This is a genomic window from Streptomyces sp. NPDC107500 (assembly GCF_055582785.1).
In genome coordinates this window covers 387277-411272 of the sequence record NZ_JBVJPF010000007.1, presented here as the reverse complement: position 1 = coordinate 411272, position 23996 = coordinate 387277, and the positions used below count along the sequence as shown (strand labels likewise).

19 protein-coding genes are annotated in these 23996 nt (G+C 72.6%); 12 read left to right on the top strand and 7 right to left on the bottom strand.

The window, feature by feature from the left end:
- Nucleotides 1-44 precede the first annotated feature (44 nt).
- The gene (locus ACZ67M_RS28325) at nt 45-2348 is read left to right on the top strand and encodes an FdhF/YdeP family oxidoreductase (protein WP_385803425.1); all 2304 of its coding nucleotides are present in this window, start codon (nt 45-47) and stop codon (nt 2346-2348) included.
- Between the two features lie 102 nt (nt 2349-2450).
- Nucleotides 2451-3662: a Cmx/CmrA family chloramphenicol efflux MFS transporter gene (locus tag ACZ67M_RS28320; protein ID WP_361362981.1), complete on the top strand. Its 1212-nt coding sequence runs from the start codon at nt 2451-2453 to the stop codon at nt 3660-3662.
- Nucleotides 3663-3675: 13 nt separating this feature from the next.
- Here the strand turns inward: ACZ67M_RS28320 and ACZ67M_RS28315 are convergent, their stop codons facing one another.
- Entirely contained in the window at nt 3676-4695 is a 1020-nt protein-coding gene (locus tag ACZ67M_RS28315; protein WP_469853416.1) for a helix-turn-helix transcriptional regulator, read from the bottom strand.
- A 142-nt stretch (nt 4696-4837) separates the two neighbouring features.
- Here ACZ67M_RS28315 and ACZ67M_RS28310 point away from each other — a divergent pair, with 142 nt between their 5' ends.
- From ACZ67M_RS28310 to ACZ67M_RS28300, 3 genes are all read left to right on the top strand, one after another.
- The gene (locus tag ACZ67M_RS28310) at nt 4838-5269 is read left to right on the top strand and encodes a VOC family protein (protein WP_361362890.1); all 432 of its coding nucleotides are present in this window, start codon (nt 4838-4840) and stop codon (nt 5267-5269) included.
- Nucleotides 5266-6366 (top strand): winged helix DNA-binding domain-containing protein, encoded by a 1101-nt coding sequence (locus ACZ67M_RS28305; RefSeq protein WP_469853414.1) that lies wholly within the window; start codon nt 5266-5268, stop codon nt 6364-6366. The genes ACZ67M_RS28310 and ACZ67M_RS28305 overlap by 4 nt, the downstream gene beginning before the upstream one ends.
- Nucleotides 6367-6695: 329 nt before the next feature.
- Nucleotides 6696-8915: an MMPL family transporter gene (locus ACZ67M_RS28300; protein ID WP_392104533.1), complete on the top strand. Its 2220-nt coding sequence runs from the start codon at nt 6696-6698 to the stop codon at nt 8913-8915.
- Between the two features lie 74 nt (nt 8916-8989).
- On the opposite strand, the gene ACZ67M_RS28295 is transcribed toward ACZ67M_RS28300, so the two are convergent.
- Complete coding sequence (locus ACZ67M_RS28295) at nt 8990-10303, bottom strand: aspartate aminotransferase family protein (protein ID WP_392014552.1); 1314 nt, start codon at nt 10301-10303, stop codon at nt 8990-8992.
- A gap of 84 nt (nt 10304-10387) precedes the next feature.
- On the opposite strand from ACZ67M_RS28295, the gene ACZ67M_RS28290 reads away from it, so the two are divergent.
- A complete protein-coding gene (locus ACZ67M_RS28290; RefSeq protein ID WP_469853412.1) occupies nt 10388-11329 on the top strand; it encodes a LysR substrate-binding domain-containing protein in 942 nt (313 codons plus the stop codon).
- 19 nt (nt 11330-11348) lie between these two features.
- On the opposite strand, the gene ACZ67M_RS28285 is transcribed toward ACZ67M_RS28290, so the two are convergent.
- The 4 genes from ACZ67M_RS28285 to ACZ67M_RS28270 form a co-directional block, all read right to left on the bottom strand.
- Nucleotides 11349-12080, bottom strand: a complete 732-nt coding sequence (locus tag ACZ67M_RS28285) for a TetR/AcrR family transcriptional regulator (protein ID WP_469853410.1) — start codon at nt 12078-12080, stop codon at nt 11349-11351.
- 90 nt (nt 12081-12170) lie between these two features.
- Entirely contained in the window at nt 12171-12842 is a 672-nt protein-coding gene (locus ACZ67M_RS28280; protein WP_361362908.1) for a CBS domain-containing protein, read from the bottom strand.
- A 94-nt stretch (nt 12843-12936) separates the two neighbouring features.
- The gene (locus tag ACZ67M_RS28275; RefSeq protein ID WP_469853408.1) at nt 12937-14988 is read right to left on the bottom strand and encodes a SpoIIE family protein phosphatase; all 2052 of its coding nucleotides are present in this window, start codon (nt 14986-14988) and stop codon (nt 12937-12939) included.
- Between the two features lie 121 nt (nt 14989-15109).
- On the bottom strand, nt 15110-16450 hold the full coding sequence (locus ACZ67M_RS28270) for a family 43 glycosylhydrolase (protein ID WP_469853406.1): 1341 nt from the start codon (nt 16448-16450) through the stop codon (nt 15110-15112).
- Nucleotides 16451-16652: 202 nt separating this feature from the next.
- Between ACZ67M_RS28270 and ACZ67M_RS28265 the strand changes: the two genes are divergently transcribed.
- Genes ACZ67M_RS28265 through ACZ67M_RS28240 form a run of 6 tightly spaced genes read left to right on the top strand, consistent with a single transcriptional unit; the run spans nt 16653 to nt 23087 of the window.
- Complete coding sequence (locus ACZ67M_RS28265; RefSeq protein ID WP_469853404.1) at nt 16653-17918, top strand: ROK family transcriptional regulator; 1266 nt, start codon at nt 16653-16655, stop codon at nt 17916-17918.
- Nucleotides 17905-18759 carry an ABC transporter permease gene (locus ACZ67M_RS28260; RefSeq protein WP_392236351.1) on the top strand — a complete coding sequence of 285 codons (855 nt, stop codon included), beginning with the start codon at nt 17905-17907 and terminating at the stop codon, nt 18757-18759. The genes ACZ67M_RS28265 and ACZ67M_RS28260 overlap by 14 nt, the downstream gene beginning before the upstream one ends.
- On the top strand, nt 18756-19568 hold the full coding sequence (locus tag ACZ67M_RS28255; RefSeq protein WP_392104543.1) for an ABC transporter ATP-binding protein: 813 nt from the start codon (nt 18756-18758) through the stop codon (nt 19566-19568). The genes ACZ67M_RS28260 and ACZ67M_RS28255 overlap by 4 nt, the downstream gene beginning before the upstream one ends.
- Before the next feature lie 20 nt (nt 19569-19588).
- Nucleotides 19589-20590, top strand: a complete 1002-nt coding sequence (locus ACZ67M_RS28250) for an aliphatic sulfonate ABC transporter substrate-binding protein (protein ID WP_392236353.1) — start codon at nt 19589-19591, stop codon at nt 20588-20590.
- Nucleotides 20587-22095, top strand: coding sequence for a sulfatase family protein (locus tag ACZ67M_RS28245; RefSeq protein WP_361362926.1), 1509 nt, complete (start codon nt 20587-20589; stop codon nt 22093-22095). Before ACZ67M_RS28250 ends, ACZ67M_RS28245 begins: the two co-directional genes overlap by 4 nt.
- Nucleotides 22096-22121: 26 nt before the next feature.
- A complete protein-coding gene (locus ACZ67M_RS28240) occupies nt 22122-23087 on the top strand; it encodes a formylglycine-generating enzyme family protein (protein ID WP_469853401.1) in 966 nt (321 codons plus the stop codon).
- Here the strand turns inward: ACZ67M_RS28240 and ACZ67M_RS28235 are convergent.
- Nucleotides 23084-23992: a 5-dehydro-4-deoxyglucarate dehydratase gene (locus ACZ67M_RS28235; RefSeq protein ID WP_392236357.1), complete on the bottom strand. Its 909-nt coding sequence runs from the start codon at nt 23990-23992 to the stop codon at nt 23084-23086. The two genes, ACZ67M_RS28240 and ACZ67M_RS28235, sit on opposite strands and share 4 nt — an antisense overlap.
- Nucleotides 23993-23996: the final 4 nt, after the last annotated feature.

Here is a 23996-nt window from a genome sequence, read left to right as displayed (position 1 = left end):
GTCGCAGGACACAGGACGAACAGGGAACGAGAGGCGATCCTCGGATGAAGAAGCCCCCCAGGGAAGACCCCAGGGACGACCTGAAGGTCACGCCCCCCAAGACGTGGGCCGCGGGTGTCCCCGCCGTGGTGCACGCGCTGGAGTACTCCCTGGAGCAGGCCGGCCCGCGGGAGACCGCGGTGGACCTGCTGACGATGAACCAGGTCGGCGGCATCGACTGCCCGGGCTGCGCCTGGGCGGATCCCGCCCCGGGCCACCGGCACCGCAACGAGTACTGCGAGAACGGCGCCAAGCACATCAACGACGAGGCGACGACCCGGCGGATCACCGCCGAGTTCTTCCGCGAGCACCCCGTCTCCGACCTGGCCGGGCGCTCCGACCTGTGGCTGAACCAGCAGGGACGGCTCACCGAGCCGATGGTCAAGCGGCCCGGCTCCGACCACTACGAGCCGATCAGCTGGTTCGACGCCCTCGGCCTGCTGGCCGACGAGCTGAAGACGCTCGGCACCCCCGACGAGGCGGTCTTCTACACCTCGGGCCGGGTCAGCAACGAAGCCGCCTTCGTCCTCCAGCTGTTCGCCCGCGCTTTCGGCACCAACAACCTGCCCGACTGCTCCAACATGTGCCACGAGTCCAGCGGCTTCGCCCTGCACGAGACCCTCGGCACCGGCAAGGGCACGGTCAGCCTCCAGGACCTCCACCACGCCGACCTGATCTTCCTGGTGGGGCAGAACCCCGGCACCAACCACCCACGGCAGCTGTCCGCGCTGGAGGAGGCGAAGCGCAACGGCGCCCGCGTCGTCGCAGTCAACACGCTGCCCGAGGCCGGCCTGATGCGGTTCAAGAACCCGCAGAAGGCGAGCGGGGTGATCGGACGCGGCGTCGAGATCGCCGACCGCTTCCTCCACATCCGCGCCGGCGGCGACCTGGCCCTCTTCCAGGCCCTGAACCGGCTGCTCCTGGAGGCCGAGGACGCCCGCCCGGGCGAAATCCTCGCCCACGACTTCATCCGCGACAGCACCAGCGGCTTCGAGGAGTTCGCCGAGCACGCGCGCGGCGTCTCCTGGGCGGACGTGCTCACCGCGACCGGGCTGACCCGCGGCGAGATCGAGGACGTCCGCGACGACGTCCTGCGCAGCGAACGGGTCGTCGTCTGCTGGGCGATGGGCGTCACCCAGCACAAGCACGGCGTTCCCACCATCCGGGAGATCGTCAACTTCCTGCTCCTGCGCGGCAACCTGGGCCGGGCCGGAGCCGGCGCCTGCCCGGTGCGCGGACACAGCAACGTCCAGGGCGACCGCACCATGGGCATCTGGGAGCAGATGCCCGACTCCTTCCTCGACGCCCTGCGTGACGAGTTCGGCTTCGACCCGCCGCGCGCCCACGGCCTGGACTCGGTGAACACCATCAGGGCGATGCGCGAGGGCCGCGTCAAGGTCTTCCTGGGCGTCGCCGGCAACTTCGTCCGCGCCGCCCCGGACAGCGCGGTCACCGAGGAGGCGATGCGGCGCTGCCGCCTGACCGCCCACATCTCCACCAAGCTCAACCGGTCCCACGCGGTCTGCGGCGACACCGCGCTCATCCTGCCCACCCTCGGCCGGACCGAACGCGACCACCAGGCCGGCGGCGAGCAGTTCGTCACCGTGGAGAACTCGATGAGCGAGGTGCACACCTCCCGGGGACGGCTGAAGCCCGCGTCCCCGCTGCTGCTCAGCGAGGTCGCCATCCTGTGCCGGCTCGCCCGCCGCACCCTCGACGACGGCCGCGCCGGCCTGCCGTGGGAGGAGTTCGAGGCCGACTACGGCGCCGTCCGCGACCGGATCTCCCGGATCGTGCCGGGCCTGCACGACTTCAACCGGCGTGTGGCGCGCCCCGGCGGTATCAGGCTGCCGAACCCGGTCAACGAGGGCGTGTTCCGCACGAGCACCGGCAAGGCACGCTTCACCGTCAACGCCTGCCAGATGCCGTACGTGCCCGAGGGCCACCTGCTGCTCCAGACCCTGCGCTCCCACGACCAGTGGAACACCGTCCCCTACACGCCCAACGACCGCTACCGGGGCATTCACGGCAGCCGCCGCGTGGTGCTCGTCAACCCGGCGGACCTGACCGCCCTCGGCCTGGCCGAGAAGGACCGGGTCGACCTGGTGAGCGTCTGGCACGACGACGCCGAGCGCCGCGCCGAGGGGTTCGAGGTGGTCCCGTACCCGACGGCACGCGGCTCCGCCGCCGCGTACTACCCGGAGACCCAGGTCCTCGTCCCGCTGGACAGCGTGGCCGACATCAGCAACCAGCCCACCTCCAAGGCGGTCCTGGTCAGACTGGAACGGGCGGCGCCCACGGGGACCTGACCGCCGCATGCTGAGACGGCCGCCCGTGCGGGAATGACATGATCGACCACTTCGTTGGCACCTGTCATGCCCGTATCTTCCGCACGGACCGCGGCCGCCCGCATGCCGCTCGCCGTCTACATCCTCGGCCTCTCCGTCTTCGCGCTCGGTACCAGCGAGTTCATGCTCTCCGGGCTGCTGCCGCCCATCGCCGACGACATGGACGTGTCGATCCCGCAGGCCGGTCTGCTGATATCGGCGTTCGCGATCGGCATGGTGGTCGGCGCGCCCCTGCTCGCGGTCGCGACCCTGCGGCTGCCCCGGAAGACCACGCTGGTCGCGCTGATCTCGGTGTTCGGCCTCGGCCAGGTCGCCGGCGCGCTCGCGACGTCGTACGAGGTCCTGTTCGTCTCCCGGGTGGTGAGCGCGCTCGCCTGCGCCGGTTTCTGGGCCGTGGGCGCCGCCGTCGCCATCGCGATGGTGCCGGTCACCAGCCGGGCCCGCGCGATGGCCGTGATGATCGGCGGACTGTCGATCGCCAACGTCCTCGGCGTCCCCGCGGGCGCCTTCCTCGGCGAGCACCTCGGTTGGCGGTCCGCGTTCTGGGCGGTCGGCGCCGCCTCCGCCGTCGCCCTCGTCGGTGTGGTGACCCTCATCCCGCGCATCCCGCTGCCCGAGCGCCGCCCCCGGCTCAAGGGCGAGCTGGCGATCTACCGGGACCGCCAGGTCTGGCTGTCCATCGTGGTGACGGCGCTCGCCGCCGGCGGCGTGTTCTGCGCCTTCTCCTACCTGTCGCCGCTGCTCACCGACGTGGCCGGGCTGGCGGAGGGGTGGGTGCCCACGGTGCTGGCGCTGTTCGGGGTCGGCGCGCTGATCGGCACCACGATCGGCGGCCGGGTCGCCGACGCGCACCTCTTCGGCGTCCTGCTCTCCGGCATCACGGCCTCGACCGTACTGCTGGCCGCGCTGGCCCTGTTCGCGTCCAGCCCGGCCGCCGTGATCGTCCTTTCGCTGCTGCTCGGCGTCTCCGCGTTCTACACGGCGCCGGCCCTCAACGCGCGCATGTTCAACGTCGCCGGCGCCGCGCCCACCCTCGCGGGCGCGACCACCACCGCCGCCTTCAACCTCGGCAACACGGGCGGCCCCTGGCTGGGCGGCACCGTGATCGACGCCGACTTCGGATACGCCGCCACCGCCTGGGCCGGCGCGGCCATGACCGTCGTCGCGATCGGCTTCGTCGCCGTCTCGCTGCGCCTGCACAGCAGGTCGCGGGTCGTGGCGGGCTCCCCGGCCGCCGAGCCCGCGGGCGCGGAGCTGAGCCGGCAGGAGGCCTGACCCGCCGGGGGGTTCAGGGGTTCCCGTCCCGTGGGACCGCGGGGTCGTCCGCGGCCCGTGCGCAGCGGTCGGCGAGGCGGGCGAAGGCCGCCCGGAGCGCCGGCGGCCCGACGGCCTCGACGTCCGCGTCGAAGGCGCTGAACGCGGCGGCGAGGGCGGGCCACGACCAGGATCCCAGGGCGACCCGGCAGCGGTCCGGGCCGAGTTCCTCCACGGTGCCCTCGGCGACGTGCGGGGCCACGGCGGAGGCGGGCAGGAGGAGGACGGCCTCTCCCCGGCAGGGCCACTCGGGGGAGGTCTCCAAACCCCGGAATCTGCCCGTCACGAACGCGGCCACGTCGTCGCCGGGCAGCCGCCTCGGTGTGAAGCGGGGACCGATGGGCGTCCGCGGGGTGATCCGGTCGGCCCGGAAGACGCGCCAGTCCTCCCGGTCGAGGTCCCAGGCGACCAGGTACCAGCGGCCACCACGGACGACGAGATGGTGGGGCTCCACCCGGCGCGGCGCCACCACGGCGTCACCGGTGTCCGCGGGGTGGGCCGTATACGCCGGGGTGTGGTCGAAGCGCAGCACCTCCCGGGCCCGCACGGCGGCGCCGATCGCGAGGAGGACCCCGGTGCCCGCGCGGGGATCCGGCACGGTCGCGGACCGCTCTACGGCCGTGACGTGGAAGTCGTCGATCCGGTGCCGCAGCCGCGCGGGCATGATCTGGCGCAGGGTGGTCAGGGCGCGTGCCGCACCCTCCTCGATGCCGGCCCCCGTGACGGCGGCGGTGCGCAGCGCGACGGCGAGCGCGACCGCCTGCTCGTCGTCGAACAGCAGCGGAGGCAGCTGTGTGCCGGCGTCCAGCCGGTAGCCGCCGTCGGGACCCTTGACCGCCCTGACGGCATAGCCCAGCTCACGGAGCCGGTCCACGTCGCGGCGCAGGGTGCGCGGGCTGATGTCCAGCCGCTCCGCCAGCAGCGCACCGGGCCAGTCCCGGCGCGCCTGGAGCAGCGAGAGCAGTGAGAGCAGCCGGGCCGAGGTCTTCCGCATGTCCGCCATGCTGCCGCAGGTAGCGGCCACAACCTGACCGCTACCTGGTCCAGAGTGGGAACCACGGGGGCCGAACGGGTCCCCCGGGCGGCCCACCGACGTGGGGCGTCCGACCGTGATGGCGACAGGCGAGGAGCCCATCGTGTCCGTCGGAGCAGTGACCCACCTCAACTTCCGGGGCGACGCCCGCGCGGCCCTCACCTTCTACGCGTCCGCCTTCGGCGGCGACGTGGCCGTGGTGACGTACAAGGACGCCGGAAGCGTCCAGGACCCCGCCGAGGCGGACCAGGTGATGTGGGGCCAGGTGTCCACCGCGGACGGCCCGTGTGTGATGGCCTACGACGTGCCCTCCGGCCTGCCGTGGAACCAGGGCGAGAACGCCTTCTTCGTCTCGCTCCGGGGCGACGGCCCCGACGGTGCCGACGAGATCGGTGCGTACTGGGAGAAGCTGGCCGAGGGCGCGACCGTGCTGCGTCCCCTGGCACCCGCCGAGTGGGCGCCGCTCTACGGCATGCTGCGCGACCGCTTCGGCGTCACCTGGGTCCTGGACGTCGTGGGCGGGTACCAGGCGTGAGCGTGCTCGACGCCCGGGCACTGGGCCGTGCGACCCTCGCCCGGCAACTGCTGCTCGACCGTGCGGACGCCCCGGTCCTGGACACCGTCGCGCACCTCGGCGGCCTCCAGGCGCAGGAGCCGCAGGAACCTTTCGTGGGGCTCTGGTCGCGGCTGCGCGGCTTCCGGCCCGCGGAGCTCTCCGACCTGCTGACCGGGCGTCGGGTGGTGCGCACCCACCTCATGCGGCGCACCGTCCACCTCGTCACCGCCGTGGACGCCCTTGCCTGGCGGCCCCGCCACGACGCCATGCTGCGTGGCCGCGTCCTCGGCACCTACCGCCGCGAACTCGAAGGGGTCGACCTGGCCGAACTGGAGGCGGCGGGGCGGGCCGTGATGTCCGACGGCGAGCCCCGTTCGATGGGTGACCTGGCGCGGGCGCTCGCCGACCGCTGGCCGGAACCGGGACACCGGGCCCTGGGGGAGATGCTGGTCGCCGCGCTGATCCCGATGGTGCAGCTGCCCCCGCGGGGACTGTGGCGGACCCGGGCCGGCGTGCGCAACGCCCCGTTCACCGCCTGGCTCGGCCGCGACGCCGACCCGCCGGCCCCGCCGGGCACCGACCCGGTCGGGGAGACGCTGGTACGGCGCTACCTCGCGGCGTTCGGCCCCGCCGCCTCGGCGGACCTGCGCGCCTGGTGCGGCCTCGCCGGACTTCCGGCCGCGGTCGCCGCCGTACGCGGCGAACTGGTCGCCTTCCGCGACGAACGGGGCCGGGAACTGCTGGACCTCCCCGAGGCCCCGCGCCCCGATCCCGGCACCCCCGCCCCGGTGCGGTTCCTGCCGGCGTTCGACAACGCCATCCTCGGCTACCAGGACCGGAGCCGGATCATCGACGACGAGCACCGGGGCCTGTCCGTCGCCGGAACCCGCGTCGTCCTGGTCGACGGCCGGGTCGCCGCGACCTGGACCGTCGAGGACGGCACGGTGAGCGTCACCCCGCTGCGCCGCCTCTCCCGGGCGGACCGCGCGGAGGTCGCCGAGGAGGGACGGGCCCTGGCCGCCTTCCTCTCCGACGGGGACGGCGACCGCGTCCGCGTCGGCGCGGCACCGCCCTGATCGGCCGGCGGCCGGTGCCGCGCCCGGCTCCACCGATGCCGTGGCCTCCCCCCGAACCGAAGGTCAACCGCCGCCGCCCCCTCGATGGTCACGGACTTCGGCTGCCCGCGGCAACGGAATGCGGCGTACACCGATCTTCGTGATCTACACCCGGGGGAGAGGGGAACGGGGGAGCACTACACCCGTCGCAGTACGCCGGTCCAGACCCAGGGTCGGATCAATTTCGAAAATCCCCGGGCGAGCATGGATGAGTACCCCGGTCAGCGCCTCGGCCTTCCCCCCATGTGCCGGGTCTTCGTCCTGCTCGTAACCCGACGGATTGGTCTCAGGTGGCTACGTTTCTCTATCGACTCGGCCGGAGGGCGTTCCGGCGCCGCGGCCTCGTCGCCCTGCTGTGGGTGGCCATACTCGTGGGCGCCGGTGTCGCCGCGTCCACCGCGCCCGCCCCGCCCGAAGACTCCTTCTCCATGCCCGGCACCGAGTCGCAGAAGGCGTTCGACCTGCTCGACGAGCAGTTCCCGGCCGCCAGTGCCGAGGGCGCCACCGCGCGGGTCGTGATCCGCGCCCCCGACGGCGAGAAGATATCCGGCCCGGCCGGCAAGGACCAGGTCGAGGAGCTGGTCGCCGCTCTCGGGAACGGCCCGCAGGTCGCCTCGGTCGACGACCCGTTCAAGGCGAACGCCGTCAGCGAGGACGGCACCACGGCGTACGCCTCCGTGACCTACAAGGTCAACGCCATGGAGCTGACCGACGAGGCCCGGGACGCGCTCACCAGCGCCACCGACGACGCGCGGGAGGGCGGGTTCACCGTCGAGACCGGCGGCGACGCGGTCATGGCCGAGCAGGAGATGGGCGGCACCGCCGAACTGATCGGCATCGGCGTCGCCGCGGTCGTGCTCCTGCTGACCTTCGGCTCACTCGTCGCGGCCGGCATGCCGCTGCTCTCGGCGATCATCGGGGTCGGGATCGGCATCTCCGCCATCGGGGCGCTCGGCAGCACGCTGGAGCTGTCCGCCACCACCTCCACCCTGGCCATGATGATCGGCCTCGCGGTCGCCATCGACTACGCCCTGTTCATCGTCTCCCGCTACCGCGCGGAGATCGCCGAGGGCCGCACCCCCGAGGACGCCGCGGGACGCGCCGTCGGCACCGCGGGCTCCGCCGTGGTCTTCGCCGGACTCACCGTCGTCGTGGCCCTGGCCGGCCTCGCGGTCGTCAACATCCCGATCCTCACCAAAATGGGCCTGGCCGCCGCCGGCACCGTCGGCATCGCCGTCCTGATCGCGCTCACCCTCACCCCGGCGCTGCTCGGCTTCGCCGGCCGCAAGGCGCTCAGCCGCAAGGACCGCAAGGCGGCCGCCACGGAGCGGACCGCCCCCGCCAAGCCCAAGCTCGGCACCCGCTGGGCCCGGTTCGTCCTGCGGCGCCCGGTGACCGTGCTGCTGACCGCCGTCCTCGGCCTCGGCGTGATCGCCGTGCCGGCCGCCGGCATGGAGCTCGGCCTGCCCGACGAGGGCAGTTCGGCACCGGACACCACGCAGCGCAAGGCGTACGACATGCTGTCCGACTCGTTCGGCGCCGGGTTCAACGGTCCGCTGATGGTCACCGTCGACGCCAAGGACGCCGACGCCCCGAAGGCCGCCGCCGACAGCGTCGCGGACCGGATCACCGGCCTCGGCGAGGCCGCGGCCGTCACTCCGGCCAGGTTCAACGAGCAGGGCGACACCGCCGTCCTCACCGTGGTGCCCAAGACCGGCCCGAGCGACGCCGCCACGGAGTCGCTGGTCCGGGACATCCGCGCACTCTCCGGCGACATCAAGGCCGACACCGGCGCGACCATGCTCGTCACCGGCGCCACCGCGATGACGATCGACTTCTCGCAGACCCTGGACGACGCGCTCATCCCGTACCTGGCGCTGGTCGTCGGCCTCGCCTTCCTGCTGCTGATGCTGGTGTTCCGCTCGATCCTCGTCCCGCTCAAGGCCGCCCTGGGCTTCCTGCTGTCGGTCGCCGCGGCGCTCGGCGCGGTGGTCGCGGTCTTCCAGTGGGGCTGGCTCGCGGACGTCTTCGGCGTGGACCAGCCGGGCCCGATCATGTCGATGATGCCCATCTTCATGATCGGCGTGGTCTTCGGCCTCGCCATGGACTACGAGGTCTTCCTCGTGACCCGCATGCGCGAGGCGTACGTCCACGGATCGTCCGCCGCCGACTCCGTCACCACCGGCTTCACCCACGGCGGCAGGGTGGTCGCGGCGGCCGCGATCATCATGATCAGCGTCTTCTCCGGCTTCATCATGGAGAACGACGACATGATCAAGATGATGGGCTTCGGTCTCGCCGTCGCCGTGCTCTTCGACGCCTTCGTGGTCCGCATGGCCATCGTGCCCGCGGTGCTCGCCCTGCTCGGCACCAAGGCGTGGTGGCTGCCCAAGTGGCTGGACCGCCTCCTGCCGAACGTCGACGTGGAGGGCGAGAAGCTGCACAAGGAACTGGGCGACACACCGCCGCCCGCGGAGCCCGCGCGCGAGCCGGAGACGGCCGGGGTCTGACCCCGCGCGCGCCGCGCATCACGCGTGCGGCCCCGGTGCCCGGACGTCCGGACACCGGGGCCGCACGCGTCGCCTCAGAGGTCGCGGGCGGCGTCGGTGAGCGCCTCGTCGAGAACGGCCACCCCGCGCGCGATCTCCTCGTCGCTCGCCGTCAGCGGCGGCGCGATACGGAAGATCCCGCCCATTCCCGGGAGTTGCACGATGTTCATGTGCAGCCCCAGCTCGTAGCAGCGCCGGGTGACGGCGGCGCCCAGCCGGTCGGCTCCGCCGTCACCGAGCACGTCGTCCCCGACCAGTTCCATGCCGAGCAGCAGCCCCCGGCCGCGGACGTCGCCGACCACCTCGTGCCGCTCGGCCAGTCGGTCGAGGCCGTCCCGCAGTGCGCCGCCGAGCCGCCGCGCACGCTCGTCGAGCCGGTCGCGCACCAGGATGTCGAGGACGGTGTTGCCGACAGCGGCCGGCAGCGGGTCGTTGACGTGGGTGGTGAAGAACAGGAATCCGCGCTCGTGCGCCCGCCGCTCGATCTCCGCGCCGGTCAGCACGGCGGCCAGCGGCAGTCCCGCGCCGAGCGTCTTGGACAGCGTCAGGATGTCCGGCACCACGCCGTCGTGCTGGAAGGCGTACCAGTCGCCGGTGCGGCACAGCCCGGTCTGTGCCTCGTCGAGGATCAGCAGCATGCCGCGCTCCCGGCACTTCTCCGCCAGCGCGGCGAGATAGCCCGGCGGGAGTTCGACGACGCCGCCCGAGGAGAGGATCGGCTCGACCAGGCACGCCGCGAGACTCCCGACCGACTGGGCGTCGATCATCTCGAAGCCCAGGTCGAGCTGGCGGCGCCAGTCCAGCTCGCCGTCCGCGCCGACGACGGAGGGGCGGTGGCGGTCCGGCACCGGCAGCGCGAAGTTGCCGGGTGCCGCGGGGCCGTAGCCCTTGCGCCCGGCGCTGTAGGTGGCGTTCGCGGCGGCCTGGGTCATGCCGTGCCAGGACCGGGCGAAGGAGACGATCTCGTGCCGGCCGGTGACCAGCTTCGCCATCCGCACGGCGGCCTCGTTCGCCTCCGCCCCGGTGGTCAGGAGCAGCGCCTTGTCCAACGGCTCGGGCAGCGTGCCCGCCAGCCGCCGGGCCAGCTCGACGACCGGCCGGCTGAGCATGCCGCTGTGCAGGTGGTCGAGGTGGGCGACCTGCTCGCGCACGGTCGAGACGATCGCCGGGTGGGAGTGGCCGAGGATGGCACTCATCTGACCCGAGGTGAAGTCGAGCAGTTCACGGCCGCTCTCCGTGAAGACGGAGGTGCCGGCGGCCCGGACGACGACCTCCGGCGAGAACGGTGCGTGGCCGGAGTAGCGGATGAGGTGGCGCCCCGGATCGGTGCCGGGAGTCTCGGAAGGCATGCGGCCGACGGTAGGGACGCACCGCTGCGCGTGTCCATCGCACAGTTTCGACGCTGCTGTACGTCATCACCGTACAATCGCGGGGTGCTCAACTCGGGACGGCTGCATCTCCTCGGCCTGCTGGACACGCTCGGTACCGTCCGCGCGGTCGCCGACACACTGCATCTGAGCGCGTCGACGGTCTCCCAGCAGCTGGCGGTGCTGGAGACGGAGACCCGGTGCCGGCTGATCGAGCGGACCGGGCGGCGGGTGCGGCTCACACCGGCCGGGCTCCTGCTGGCCCGCCGGGGCCGAGAGATCCTCGACCGGATGGCCGAGGCCGAGGCGGAACTGCGGGCCCTGAACGACGAGCCGATCGGCACCGTCCGGCTCGGCGTGTTCCAGAGCGCGATCTACAGCCTCGCGGTCCCGGCGGTGACCCGCCTGGCCACCACCCACCCGCACCTGCACGTCGAACTCATCGAGATGGAGCCGCACGAGAGCGGCCCCGCCCTGCGCTCGGGCGAGGCCGACATCATCGTCACCACCACCGACTACACCGGCCTCTCCTGGGGCGCGGACCTCGACATCGTCTCGCTGGGCAGCGACTCGGTCGTGCTGGTCCTGCCCGTGGGCCACCCGCTGGCCTCCCGCGCGGCGGTGAACCTCGCGGCCTGCGAGGAGGAGACCTGGGCGTGCGACCGGCCCCAGTCGTACATGGCGGACCTGACCCTGCGGCTGTGCCGCGAGGCGGGGTTCGAACCCCGGGTGGCCTGCCGCTTCGGCAACTACCTGATGCTGCTGCGGCACGTCGAGACGACGGGATCGATCGCCCTGCTGCCCGCCCTGGCCGTCACACCGGAACACGCCGTCCTCACCCGGCGGCTCAGTCCGGCGGTGCACCGCAACGTCGTCGTCGTGGTACGCCGGGGCACTCCCCGGCGCGCGGCGGTCGGCGCGGTCATCGCCGCGCTCCGCGACCACCCCGAGATCCCCGCCCTCGCCGCCCCGCGATCCGTCCCCGAGCGACGCGACGACCGCCCGTGAAGGCCGCGCCCCCACGGGCTCACGCGGCGGGTATCCGCCGGTGGATGTCCTCGATCATCATCCGCACCGAGGATTCGAAGACCTCGGCCTGATGCTCGCCCAGGAAGCCGGTGTGCCCGAACACCTCCAGGACGACCAGGCCGTGCAGGTGGCCCCACGCGCTCAGGAAGAGCGACGTCGCGGCGGGCGGCAGGCCCCCCTGGGCGTTCGCGGGGAGGAGGGCCAGCCGCTCCTGGAACGGGGACGAGAGCGGCGGGACCTCGGCCGCGGCCAGCTGCGGCGTGGTGAAGCCGTCGAACAGCTCGCGCTGGAAGATCGCGCCCATGCGGCGGACGGCCTGGGTGGTCGGTCCTTCCGCCGGTGCCGCGTAGTACCTGAGCGGCGTCCCGTAGAGGAGCTGGAACCGCTCGGGATGGGCGACACCCCAGTCGCGGTACGTCCGGGTCACCGGCAGCAGGCGCGGGGTGGACGGGTCCTGGGCCGCGCCGTCGGCGGCTGCCTGCAACGCGTCGGCCAGATCGTCGTAGGCCTTGGCGACGAGGGCCGTCACGAGGGCGTCCCGGTTCGGGAAGTAGTGGTAGAGCGCCTGCACCGTCATCCCGAGACTGCGGGCGACCGCCCGCAGGGACAGGGCCGCGGGTCCGTGCAGGCCGATGTGTTCCTCGGCGGCGTCCAGGATCTCCCGGGCCGCCGCGGCCCGGCGTCGCTCGCGCAGTGAGGGGGAGGGCGGTGTGGGTCGCTCTGTGGGCATGGGGCGACCCTATGGCGCCGGTACCTGATGGCACATCAGGAATCCGAACACTGTCAGGGAGATCTCACGCCCCAAGGTCCGGATGCCCGCTCAGGAGCCCGCGGAAGCGGCCCCCTCGGCACCGGCCTCCCCGGCCTGCCGGAACTCCACGGCGACGACGCCGTCGACGCTCCGGCAGTGCTCCAGCAGCGCCGGCGCCGACACGTCGCCCGGCAGCCGGCCGCTGAGCACGACGTGCCCGTGGGCCACGTCCACCTGCACCGACGACGGGGCCAGGCCGAGCGTCTTGACCAGTGCCTCCTCGATGATCTCGGTGCGGATGGCCCGGTCCGCGCGCAGGAAGACCCGCAGCAGGTCGCTCCTGCTGACCACGCCGATCAGCCGCCCGTCGGCGTCGACGACCAGCAGCCGCTTGATGCCGTGCCGCGCCATCAGCCGGGCGGCGTCGACGACGCTCCAGTCCTCCTGCGCGCACAGCGGGGGAGAGGTCATCAGCCCCGCCGCGTCGGTGGCGGACGCCTTGCGCCCCGCCGACCGGGACCACTCCTCGTACCCGGCGGAACCGTCGGGCTCCGCGCCCCACATCTTCTGGAGGAGGTCCGCCTCCGACACCACCCCCACGGGGCGGTTCTCCTCGTCGACCACCGGGACGGCCGTGATGTCGTACTCCAGCAGCAGGTGGGCGATCTCCTTGAACGGTGTGCCGTGCTGGACGCGGATCACGGCGTCGCTCATCAGGTCGCGCACCTTCTGGTGTTTCATGAAGGGTCTTCTCCTCCGCTGCCGGCCCGAGTCGACCGGCGTCCGTCCTTCTTACCTGTGCGAACGTGCCGCCCGCCCCCCGAGTGCCCTCCCCTCAGGCACGGGGACTGATCAGGAGCAGCGCGATGTCGTCGTCGGGGGCCGGCGCGTGCCGGATGAGGGTGTCGGCCATCTCGTCGAGGTCGGCCGGGTCACCGGCCTCCAGGAGCCCGGCGAGGGCGGCTGTCGCGTCGTCGAGGTCGACCCCGGGAGCCTCGACGAGCCCGTCCGTGTAGAGCGCGAGCACACTCCCCGGCGGGAGCGGGAACTCCAGCGACGAGTAGCGGGTGTCCGGTTCGATGCCGAGCAGCAGGCCGGGAGACGCCCGCAGGGGTTCCATGCGCCCGTCGGCGTGGCGTATCAGGGGCGGTGGGTGACCGGCCAGGGCCACGCAGGCGCGGTGCGTGGCGAGGTCGAGGTGGACGTAGGCGCAGCTGGTGAACAGGCCGGGGTCCAGGTCGGTGAGCAGCCGGTTGGTGCGGGCCAGTACGTCGTCGGGGGGCACCCCCGCGGTGGCGTGGGCGTGCACGGCCGTGCGGACCTGTCCCATGAGCGCGGCGGCGTCCACGTTGTGGCCCTGCACGTCGCCGATGGCGGCGCCCGCCGTGTGCTCGTCGAGGCGGATGAGGTCGTAGAAGTCGCCGCCGACGCCCAGGCCACTGGCGGCCGGAAGATAGCGGGCGGCGACGTCCAGCCGGGGCACGCGGGGCAGCGTGTGCGGCAGCAGGGCGGACTGGAGGCGGTGGGCGAGGTGGTGCTTGGCGTCGTAGAGACGGGCGCGCTCCAGGGCCTGGCCGACCAGCCCCGCGAGCGAGGTGAGCGCGGCCCGCTCAGCGGGCGGGAAGACGTGCGGCCGCGCGTAGGCGAGGAGCAGGGACCCGATGGGGCGGCCGGACGCGATCAGCGGCAGTACCGCCCACGCGGCCATGCCGTCCTCGTGCACGGTGGCCGGGTAGGCCTCGCGGAGTTCGTCGAAGGTCGTCCAGAACCCCGGGACACCGGTGGCCATGACGTCGACGCCGGGATTGGCGGAGTCGAGAGGGGCACCGTCGTACCGCTCCAGGAGTTCGGCACGGAACCCGCGCTGACCGACGATCCTCAGCCGGCCGTCCTCCGGGACCATCACCACCATGGCCTGGGCGCCGAGAGCCGGAAGCAACTGGTCCGCGGTCTGCTCGACCACGTCCTGCACGGCCACGGCCTCGGTCAGGGTGGAGGCCAGGTGCATCAGGTGGTACAGCACGGTGGCCCGGCTGGGTCCCGCGGCCGGCACCGACCGGGCCGAGGGGCCCTCCTCGCCCGGTGCGCCCGGGGCGATGCGGACGCTGAGCCCGGTGGCGTCCGGGTACAGCTCGAAGGCCAGCCAGGTGTCCGGCGGCCGCAGTACGGTGAAGGCGTGTGGACGGCGGCTGACCAGCGCGGCCCGGTAGCGGTCCTCGACGTGCGGGACGTCCATCCAGGGCAGCGCCTCCCACGGGAGGGCCCCCACCAGGTCACCCCGGTCGGCGCCGAGGAGCGCGGCCGCGCCCGGGGTGACGAAGGTGACGCGCCCTTCCAGGTCCAACGCGCAGGACCCGCCCGGCAGGCGGTCCACGAACGCGGACCGCGCCGCCGCCTCGAACGGGGCCGGGGTGCGGGGGGTGGGCGGCCTGAGCACCCGGGGCCGGTCCGCGGTCACCAGCGGCCCGTCGCGGTCCAGCACATCCTGGACGATGCCGCCCAGACGGCGGCAGCCCGCCTCGACGACCTCGCGTTCAGCCGTGGTCAGCCGTGCCCCGTGATCCCCGGGCCACAGCAGCACCAGCCCGCCCCGGACGGCGGTCTCCGAGACGAGCGGGGCGGCCGCCAGCGCGAAGTCGTAGGGCAGGACGAGGGCGACCCGCGGGTACTGGCGGGCGATGTCCTCCCGCCCGCTGCCCCATACCAGACGGCGCTCGCGGACGGCGTCCGCCACGGGCGTCGGATCGGTCAGTCCCACCCGCCGCCACGGAGCCGCCATCTCCCGGGGCACCCCCGCCACCAAGACCTGCCACAGGGCGTCGTCACCAGGTGGCAGTACGTACAGCAGTCCCCCGTAGGCCCCGCTGTCCCGCACCACTGCGGCCATCGCGGAATCCATCAGCCGACCGCCCGGCCCCACCGCCGCGGGACCGCCCGGCGCCGGCCGGACCGCACATCACGCATATGAGGACACTACGCCCGTACCGCCGCGACGGCATGCGAGAGGGTCAGTGGCCGTGCCCGTGACCCCGGGACCGGCGCTTCACGTACAGGCGGCCCTCCCTCGGCCCGGTCCACTCCAGGCGCACCACCCCGGGCACGGCGGCGTCGTCGACGCGCGACGGGTCGGCCCAGTACCCGAAGTTGGGATTGCGGAAGAACGTCGCCCACAGGTCTCCGTGGCGGTCGGTGAAGAAGTTGTTGTGCCCCGCGCCCACCCCCGCTGTCCACCGCTCGGAGTACGGCCCCTCGAAGTGGTCCGAGACGGCGACGACCGCGTCGTACTGGTACTGCGTGCGGCCCGTGCCGGGCGGGTCGTAGGCGTACCGCGTGCTGCCGTCGGCGTTGCGTGACGTACGGTCCCACGCGGCGTGGACCAGGTAGTACCTGCCGCGGTGCTTGAAGACGTACGCGCCCTCCAGGTACGGCTCGGGGGAGTAGGGCGTCTGCCGGAACCGCGGCAGGTCCGTGGCCGGGACGATGTCCTCCATGTCGTCGCGGAACCTGGCGTACAGGTCGTTGTGGAGGACCAGCCACGCGTCGTCGCCCTCGGAGTAGAGGCTGCCGTCGATGTGGTGGTAGGCGCCGGGCTCGATGAACGAGGGGCCGCCGATGAACGAGTCGCCGAAGGGCTTCTCCCGGTTGCCCTCGACCAGCCGGTACGGACCCTCCACGCCACCCTCGCTGACCAGCATGAACGAGCCGACCTTGCGGGAGTGGTCGCCCATGCAGGCGACGATGTACCAGGTGCCGCGGAAGTAGTGCAGCTCCGGGGCCCAGGCCTGGCCGCGCTTGCCGAACCGGTCGTCGTGCCAGTACTCCTGCCACGGCGCCACGACGGTGCGCCCGGGCCGGTTCTCCCCGGCGAACTCGGGCGACCACACCTTGCCCTTCTCGGCGCCCGGCCGGATGCCGGTCGTGTCGGCGAGGCGCCACGGGCCCCTGAGGGACGGCGCCAGCCACACGAAAATCCCGTCGTTCCACGGGGCGGCGGCCTCGAGCCCGGGCACCCGGGTGGTGCCGGTGGCCACGTAGACCGTACGGCCGCCGACGTCGAAGCAGTTGACGTACGTGTCCCGCATCCAGACCGTGCCGCGCTCCTCGTCGCGGGGCCGCAGCTCCAGCGGGAGGACGAACGAGTTGTCCTCCCGCGGCCACAGGTCCTCCCTGGTGTCCGCGAGGCCGTACGGCGCGGGGTCGGGCCAGTTCGGCGGATGTCTGCGCGCCGCGCCGTGCGCCGTGCCCGGGGCGGCCTGCGCGGCGCCGGCGGGCAGGGCGAACGCCGCCCCTAGCCCGGCGGCGCCGGCCAGCAGGGAACGTCGGTTCGGGCCGTTCTCGGCAGGGGTCATCAGTGGCGCTCTCCTTCGTCGTGTCCGTCCGAGGGGTGCGGCACAGCATGCGAACGTCGGTGCATTTACGTCAACAGGGCGGACGAATAAACGAAGAAGTGGCGCCCATGCAGGACTGCTCCGACCTGGCATTGTGAACGCTTCATTTCGTCTTTCTGTCGGAGTGTTGACGGAATAATCGACCCTCCCTACGTTGACCGGCATGCAGATGCCCAGCGGAGTGCACGCACTGGTCAGGCGGACCCACGAAGAGCGCGTGATGCGTGCGCTTCAGGAGAACGGCGCCATGAGCCGCGGCGAGATCGCCCGGGTCGTGGGCCTCTCCCGCACCACTCTGTCCGAGATCACCGGCCACCTCCTGCAACGGGGGGCGATCGTCGTCGTGGACACCGACGCCTCCCGGCGCGAGGGCAGCGGGCGGCCGGCCGAGCGCCTAGCCCTCGATCCGGCGTCGGCCCAGTTCATGGGGGTCGACTTCGGGCACCGGCGGGTGCACGTCGTCGTCGCCGACGCCTCGCACGAGATCATGGTCTCGGGCTCCGTCCGGTACGACGACACCGCGACCTGGCGGACCCGGACCGAACTGGCCCTCGGGCTGGTCGACCGGCTGAGCAGCGAGGCCGGGGTGCACTACGGCGCGTTGCAGGGCATCGGCATCGGCGTGCCGGGCCCCTACCCGGCGCCCGACGGGGCCGCCTGGCCGCGCGCCACCGCCGGCACCACCGTGCTCCGGCCCGCCCCGGAGGGCGTCGACGTGGCCTTCGCCGAACGCTTCGACGCACCGGTGATCGTCGACAACAACACCCGGCTCGCCGCCCTCGCCGAGGCGATCAGCGGCGCCGACAGCGTCGGCGACCTGGTGTACGTCCGTCTGTCGGACGGCGTCGGCGGCGGCCTGGTCGTCGGCGGCCAGCTGGTGACCGGCTCCTCCGGGCTGGCCGGCGAGCTGGGACACGTGACCGTGGAACCGGCGGGCCGGCCCTGCCGGTGCGGCAAGCGGGGCTGTCTGGAGACGGTGGCCTCGGTGCCCGGGATCCTCGCCGCCTGCTGGGAGTTCGGCCTGCGGCTGGAGGACCTCGACGATCTGGCGGCCGCCGTGCGCCGCGCCCACCCGGTCGTGGACCGGGTGCTGCGGGAGGCCGCCGGCGCGCTGGGCCGGGTCGTCGGCGCGGCCACCATGATGCTCAACCCGGCGAAGGTCGTCATCGGCGGTGAGATCACCCGGCTGGCGCCCGTGATCGTCGAACAGGTCGCCGCCACCCTCGCCGCCGAGATCTTCCCGACCGCCTCGGCCGGTCCCGTCGTCGCCGCGGCGCGGCTGTCGGACGACGACGGCGCCCTGGGCGCGCTGGCGGCGGTCTTCCACAGCTCCCCCCTCCTGGCGAGGTATCCCGAAACCGCCGAAGTGAAGGGCCGTTTTGATGCACCCGACTCCGCCACCGAAGGAGCCGCCCATGTCCGTCCTTGACAAGCGGGGCGCCGACCCGGGGCACCCCCGGCCCGGAGCCCCGCCCGCCGCCGGCGGGGAGGCCACCGGAGCCGCGCCCGGACGTGCGCGGACCGGCGGGCGCGGGCTGACCCTCGTCCTGAACACCGTGTCCGTCGCGGCCGGCATCGCCCTCTGGTGGGCCGCCGCGTCGGCCGGGTTCAAACTGCCCACCCCGCCGGAGGTCGTCTCCCGGGCCGGGACGCTGATCGGCGACGGAACCCTGGCCGACGACGCCCTGGCCAGCCTCACCCGGGTCCTGACCGGCTTCGCCCTCGGCACGGCCGTGGCCGTCCCCGTGGGCTTCCTGATGGGCTGGTACGGGATCGTGCGGGGTCTGGTCGAACCCTGGATCCAGTTCTTCCGCACCATCCCGCCCCTGGCCATCATCCCGCTGGCCGTGGTCGCCATGGGCATCGACGAGACCCCGAAGATCTTCGTCATCTTCCTCGCCGCGTTCCTGGCCTGTGTGATCTCGACCTTCCAGGGCGTGGTGAACGTCGACCGCACGCTGATCGACGCCGCCCGGGTGCTGGGCGCCAGGGACGCCACCATCTTCGCCCGCGTCGTCGTGCCCGCCTCGACGCCCTTCATCCTCGTCGGCATGCGGGTCGGCCTCGGCTCCGCCTGGGCCACCCTGGTCGCCGCGGAACTCATCGCCGCCCAGCAGGGCCTCGGCTACCGCATGCAGAACGCCCAGCTCTACTACGACCTGCCGACCATCTTCGTCGGACTCATCTCGATCGGGATCCTCGGTCTCCTCATGGACCGCGTCCTCCTCCTCGCCGAACGCAGGCTCACCCGATGGCAGGAACGCCGATGACCAGCAAACCGGCCAAGATATCCGTCCAGGGCGTCACCAAGACCTTCGCGCTGGGCCGGGAGACCTTCACCGCCCTGGACGACGTCTCGATCGACATCGCCGACCACGAGTTCGTCACCGTCGTCGGCCCCTCGGGCTGCGGCAAGAGCACCCTGATGAACATCCTCGCCGGTCTGGAGACCCCCACGGCGGGCCGCGCGCTGGTCGACGGTGTGCCCGTCCGGGGCCCCGGACCCGAACGCGGGGTCATCTTCCAGCAGTACGCCCTCTTCCCCTGGCTGACCGTGCGGCAGAACGTCGAGTTCGGCCTCCGCACCACGGGCGTCCCCAAACGCGAACGGCGCGCCCGCGCCGAGCACTTCATCGAACTGGTCGGGCTGGAACGCTTCGCCGACGCCCTGCCCAAGACGCTGTCCGGAGGCATGCGCCAGCGCTGCGCCATCGCCCGCGCCTACGCCGTCGACCCCTCGATCCTGCTGATGGACGAACCCTTCGGCGCCCTCGACGCGCTCACCCGGGTCACCCTCCAGGAGCAGCTGCTGCGGACCTGGAGCCAGGACCGGCGCACGGTGCTGTTCATCACCCACGACGTCGACGAGGCCGTGTTCCTGGCCAACCGCGTGATCGTCATGGCGGCCCGTCCCGGGCGGGTCTACGACGTCATCGAGGTCGACCCCGCCCTCGTGCGCGACGAGGCGTTCCGGCTCAGCCCCGAGTTCGCCGCACTGCGCAACCGGGTGTGGCACTCCGTCTACCACCAGGAAGGCCGCACCGCCGCCCTTTCCGGTACCCACTCCCCGACGTCATGACCCGGAAGGGACGCACCTCCATGCCCACCACGCCCACCCGCAGGCGCCTCACCGCCGCCCTGGCCGGCGCGGCAGCGCTGGCGCTGCTCGCCGCGTGCGGCGACGGATCGTCCTCCGGCGCCTCCGGCGACAAGGTCCGCTTCGGCTACATCAACGACTTCAACGGCGCCAGCCTGATCGCCATCGCCGAGGCCAAGGGCCTGTGGAAGAAGCACGGCCTGTCCGCGGAGAGCAAGGTCTTCACCAACGGGCCCCTCCAGATCCAGGCCCTCGGCACGGACAACCTCGACTTCGGCTACATAGGCCCCGGCGCCATGTGGCTGCCCGCCTCCGGCCAGGCCAAGGTCGTCGCCATCAACACGCTCGGCAACTCCGACCGGGTCCTCGCCCAGCCGGGCATCACCTCGATGCGACAGCTCGAGGGCAAGACCGTCGCCGTGCCCGAGGGCACCTCCGGCGACATGATCCTCTCCCTCGCCCTGGAGAAGGCCGGGATGACCAAGAAGGACCTGAAGGTCGTCCCGATGGACCCGTCCACCATCGTCTCCGCCTTCTCCTCCAAGCAGGTCGACGCGGCGGGCTTCTGGTACCCCGCCGCCGCGACCATCAAGAAGCAGGTGCCCGGCATGGTGGAACTCGCCAAGAACGCCGACTTCGAGCAGGACATCTCCTTCCCCACCGCGTTCGTGGCGAACAACAAGCTGGTCGCCCAGGACCCGGACAGGACCAAGAAGGTCCTCGCGGTGCTGCGCGAGGCCATGGCCTTCCGCGCCGACCACACCGACGAGGCGATCCGGCTCACCGCGGACAAACTGAAGATCCCCGCCGACCAGGTCGAGGCCGACGCCGCGAACAACAAGGTGCTCGGCGTCGCGGAACTCGACAAGCTGACCCGGGACGGCACCGTCGACACATGGCTGGAGGGCATGAACGACTACTTCGTCGGCACCGGCAAGCTCAAGAAGCCCGTCGACCCGAAGACCTACTACACCGGTGACCTCTTCACGGGAGCGGGCCGGTGACGCGGGCGGGCACGTCCCGGAAGAACATCCTCTTCCTGATGACCGACCAGCACCGGACGGACACCCTCGGCGCCTACGGCAACGCTCTGGCCCACACTCCGGTGCTGGACGAACTGGCCGCCACGGGAACCCGGTTCGACCGCTGGTACACACCCACCGCGATCTGCACCCCGGCCCGGGCCAGTCTGCTGACCGGCCAGGCACCCTTCCGCCACAAGCTCCTCGCCAACCACGAACGCAACGTCGGCTACCTGGAGGACCTGGCCGAGGAGCAGTTCACCTTCTCCGGGGCGCTGCGCGAGCGGGGCTACAACTGTGGCCTCATCGGCAAGTGGCACGCCGGCAGCCGGCGCACCGCCGCCGACTACGGCTTCGACGGCCCCGAACTCCCCGGCTGGCACAACCCCGTCGACCACCCCGACTACCTCGCGTACCTCGCCGAACGCGGACTGCCGCCGTACGGGATCGGCGACCGGATCCGCGGCACCCTGCCCAACGGAGGCCCCGGCAACCTGCTGGCGGCCCGGCTCCACCAGCCGGTCGAGGCCACCTTCGAGCACTACCTGGCCACCCGTGCCATCGAGACGCTGGAACGGTACGCGGCGGACACCCGCGCACACGACCGGCCGTTCTTCCTCGCCCTGCACTTCTTCGGCCCCCACCTGCCGTACATCCTGCCGGACGAGTACTTCGACCTGGTCGACCCCGCCGACGTGGAGCTGCCGCGGTCCGTGGCCGAGACGTTCGAGGGCAAACCCCCGGTCCAGCGCAACTACAGCGCGCACTGGACCTTCGACACGATGCCGATCGAGACCACCCGCAAACTCATCGCGGTCTACTGGGGTTACGTGGCGCTCATCGACATGGAGATCGGCCGGGTCATGGCGGCCATGGAGCGGCTCGGGCTGGTGGACGACACCGCGGTGTTCTTCACCTGCGACCACGGGGAGTTCACCGGCGCCCACCGGCTGCACGACAAGGGCCCGGCGATGTACGAGGACATCTACCGCACGCCCGGCCTGGTCCGAGTGCCGGGCGCGCCCGGCGGCCAGGTCCGCGACGAGTTCGTCAGCCTCCTCGACTGCACCGCGACCATCCTCGAACTGGCGGGCGCCGACCCGGAACCCGCCGTCGACTCCCGCAGCCTGCTGCCCCTGGTACGGGGCGAGGCGGTGGACTGGGACGAGGACATCGTCTGCGAGTTCCACGGCCACCACTTCCCGTATCCGCAGCGCATGCTCCGTGAGGACCGGTACAAACTCGTCGTCAACCCCGACTCCGTCAACGAGCTGTACGACCTGCGCACCGACCCGGACGAACTCCAGAACGTCTACGCCCATCCCGAGCGGGCGGAGGTCCGCACCCGCATGATGCGCCGGCTGTACGGCGTGCTGCGCGAGCGCGGTGACAACTTCCACCACTGGATGACGTCGATGTACGACGTCGGCGAGGTCGCGTACGACCCCACCCTGAGCGGGCTCGACGAGTCCACGTACCGGGCCTAGCGGGCCCGCGACCCCTTCGAGGAACCATGACCAGCGATCACCGCCCGTGCTGCACCCCTGCCGCGGCACCCGCCGCCGCCCCGGTCGCCCCACCCCTGTCCGGGCCGGCCGGCCGGGCGCGCTCGACGCGGGGGCAGGTGCTGCTGCCGGGCGGTGGGTTCGCGATGGGGGACGCCTTCGGCGAGGGATATCCGGCCGACGGCGAGACACCGGTGCACACCGTGCGTCTGCGGCCCTTCCACATCGACGAGACCGCCGTCACCAACGCCCGCTTCGCCGCCTTCGTCAAGGCGACCGGGTACGTGACCGACGCGGAACACCACGGCTCCTCCGCGGTCTTCCACCTCGTGGTCGACGCCGCGTCCGCGGACGTGCTCGGCAACGCCGCGGGAGCCCCCTGGTGGATCAACGTGCGGGGCGCGCACTGGCGCCGCCCCGAGGGCGCCCGGTCAAGCATCGGCACCCGGCAGAACCATCCCGTCGTCCACATCTCCTGGAACGACGCCACCGCCTACGCCCGGTGGGCCGGCAAACGCCTGCCCACCGAGGCCGAGTGGGAGTACGCCGCGCGCGGCGGGCAGGCCGGCCGGCGCTACCCCTGGGGCGACGACCTGAATCCCGGCGGCCACTGGCGCTGCAACATCTGGCAGGGCCGGTTCCCGCACGTCAACACCGAGGAGGACGGCCACCTGACCACGGCCCCGGTCAGGTCCTACCGCGCCAACGGTTTCGGGCTGTGGAACACCGCGGGCAACGTGTGGGAGTGGTGCGCCGACTGGTTCTCGCCGGCCTACTACTCCCGGTCGCCCGCGTCGGACCCGCACGGCCCGGAGACCGGGACCACGCGGGTTCTGCGCGGCGGCTCCTACCTGTGCCACGACTCCTACTGCAACCGCTACCGGGTCGCCGCACGGTCCTCCAACACCCCGGAGTCCTCGTCCGGCAACCTCGGCTTCCGCTGCGCCAACGACGGCGCCCCGCCGTCCTCCTAGGCGATGGCGGCCCGTGCCCCCTCGATGAGACCCGCCAGTTCCTCGGTCTCGTCGGCGGTGAGCGGGGTCAGCGGCGGACGGACCGGACCCGCCTTGAGCCCGGACAGCGTCACCCCGGCCTTCACCAGCGACACCGCGTACCCCGGAACACGCCGCCGCAGCCGCACCAGGGGATGGAAGAACGTCCGCTGAAGTGTGTCGACCGTCGCGGTGTCGCCTGCCTCGACCGCGCGGTGGAAGGCGAGCGAGAGGTCCGGCGCGAACGCGAAAGCGGCCGACGAGTACAGCTCGACGCCCAGTGCGCGGTAGGCCAGTTGACTGGCCTCGGCGGTGGGCATGCCGTTGAAGAACTGGAAGTCCTTGCCCGACCCGGCGAGCGCCTCGCGCACGGCGGGCACGATGCGCGCGACCAGATCGAGGTCGCCGGTGCCGTCCTTGAGACCGGTCACGGTCGGCAACTGCGCGACCTCTGCCGCCGCGTGCTCGTCGAAGCGGGCGTTGGCCCGGCTGTAGACGATCAGCGGGAGGTCCGTCTCCGCGCCGACGGCACGGGCGTAGGCGACGAGTCCGGCGGCGGGCGACTCGACGAGGTAGGGCGGCATGAGCAGCAGTCCGTCCACGCCGGCCTCGGCCGCGTCGCGGGCGAACTGCCGGGCGAGACCCAGCGCGCCGCCCACACCGGCGTACACCGGGACGCGCCCCGCGGCCGCCTCGACGGCGGTACGGGTGACGGCCGCGTACTCCTCGCGGTCCAGCGCGTGGAACTCGCCGGTTCCGCACGCGACGAACACCCCGCCGGGCCCGGCGGCCACACCGGCCGCCACGTGCTGGTGCAGGACATCGAGGTCGATCTCGCCGGTGGCGGTGAAGGGGGTGACGGGGAAGAAGAGAACGCCTTCGAGCACGAGT

Excerpts from the sequence above, each read along its gene's own strand:
- ACZ67M_RS28275 (WP_469853408.1), bottom strand. The coding sequence starts at position 14,988 with ATGGCCGCAGTGGTGCGGGACAGCGGGGCCTACGGGGGACTGCTGTAC.
- ACZ67M_RS28295 (WP_392014552.1), bottom strand. The coding sequence starts at position 10,303 with ATGCCTTCCGAGACTCCCGGCACCGATCCGGGGCGCCACCTCATCCGC.
- ACZ67M_RS28285 (WP_469853410.1), bottom strand. The coding sequence starts at position 12,080 with ATGCCCACAGAGCGACCCACACCGCCCTCCCCCTCACTGCGCGAGCGA.
- ACZ67M_RS28250 (WP_392236353.1), top strand. The coding sequence starts at position 19,589 with ATGCCCACCACGCCCACCCGCAGGCGCCTCACCGCCGCCCTGGCCGGC.
- ACZ67M_RS28280 (WP_361362908.1), bottom strand. The coding sequence starts at position 12,842 with ATGAAACACCAGAAGGTGCGCGACCTGATGAGCGACGCCGTGATCCGC.
- ACZ67M_RS28315 (WP_469853416.1), bottom strand. The coding sequence starts at position 4,695 with ATGCGGAAGACCTCGGCCCGGCTGCTCTCACTGCTCTCGCTGCTCCAG.
- ACZ67M_RS28240 (WP_469853401.1), top strand. The coding sequence starts at position 22,122 with ATGACCAGCGATCACCGCCCGTGCTGCACCCCTGCCGCGGCACCCGCC.
- ACZ67M_RS28270 (WP_469853406.1), bottom strand. The coding sequence starts at position 16,450 with ATGACCCCTGCCGAGAACGGCCCGAACCGACGTTCCCTGCTGGCCGGC.
- ACZ67M_RS28260 (WP_392236351.1), top strand. The coding sequence starts at position 17,905 with ATGTCCGTCCTTGACAAGCGGGGCGCCGACCCGGGGCACCCCCGGCCC.
- ACZ67M_RS28320 (WP_361362981.1), top strand. The coding sequence starts at position 2,451 with ATGCCGCTCGCCGTCTACATCCTCGGCCTCTCCGTCTTCGCGCTCGGT.
- ACZ67M_RS28265 (WP_469853404.1), top strand. The coding sequence starts at position 16,653 with ATGCAGATGCCCAGCGGAGTGCACGCACTGGTCAGGCGGACCCACGAA.
- ACZ67M_RS28325 (WP_385803425.1), top strand. The coding sequence starts at position 45 with ATGAAGAAGCCCCCCAGGGAAGACCCCAGGGACGACCTGAAGGTCACG.
- ACZ67M_RS28255 (WP_392104543.1), top strand. The coding sequence starts at position 18,756 with ATGACCAGCAAACCGGCCAAGATATCCGTCCAGGGCGTCACCAAGACC.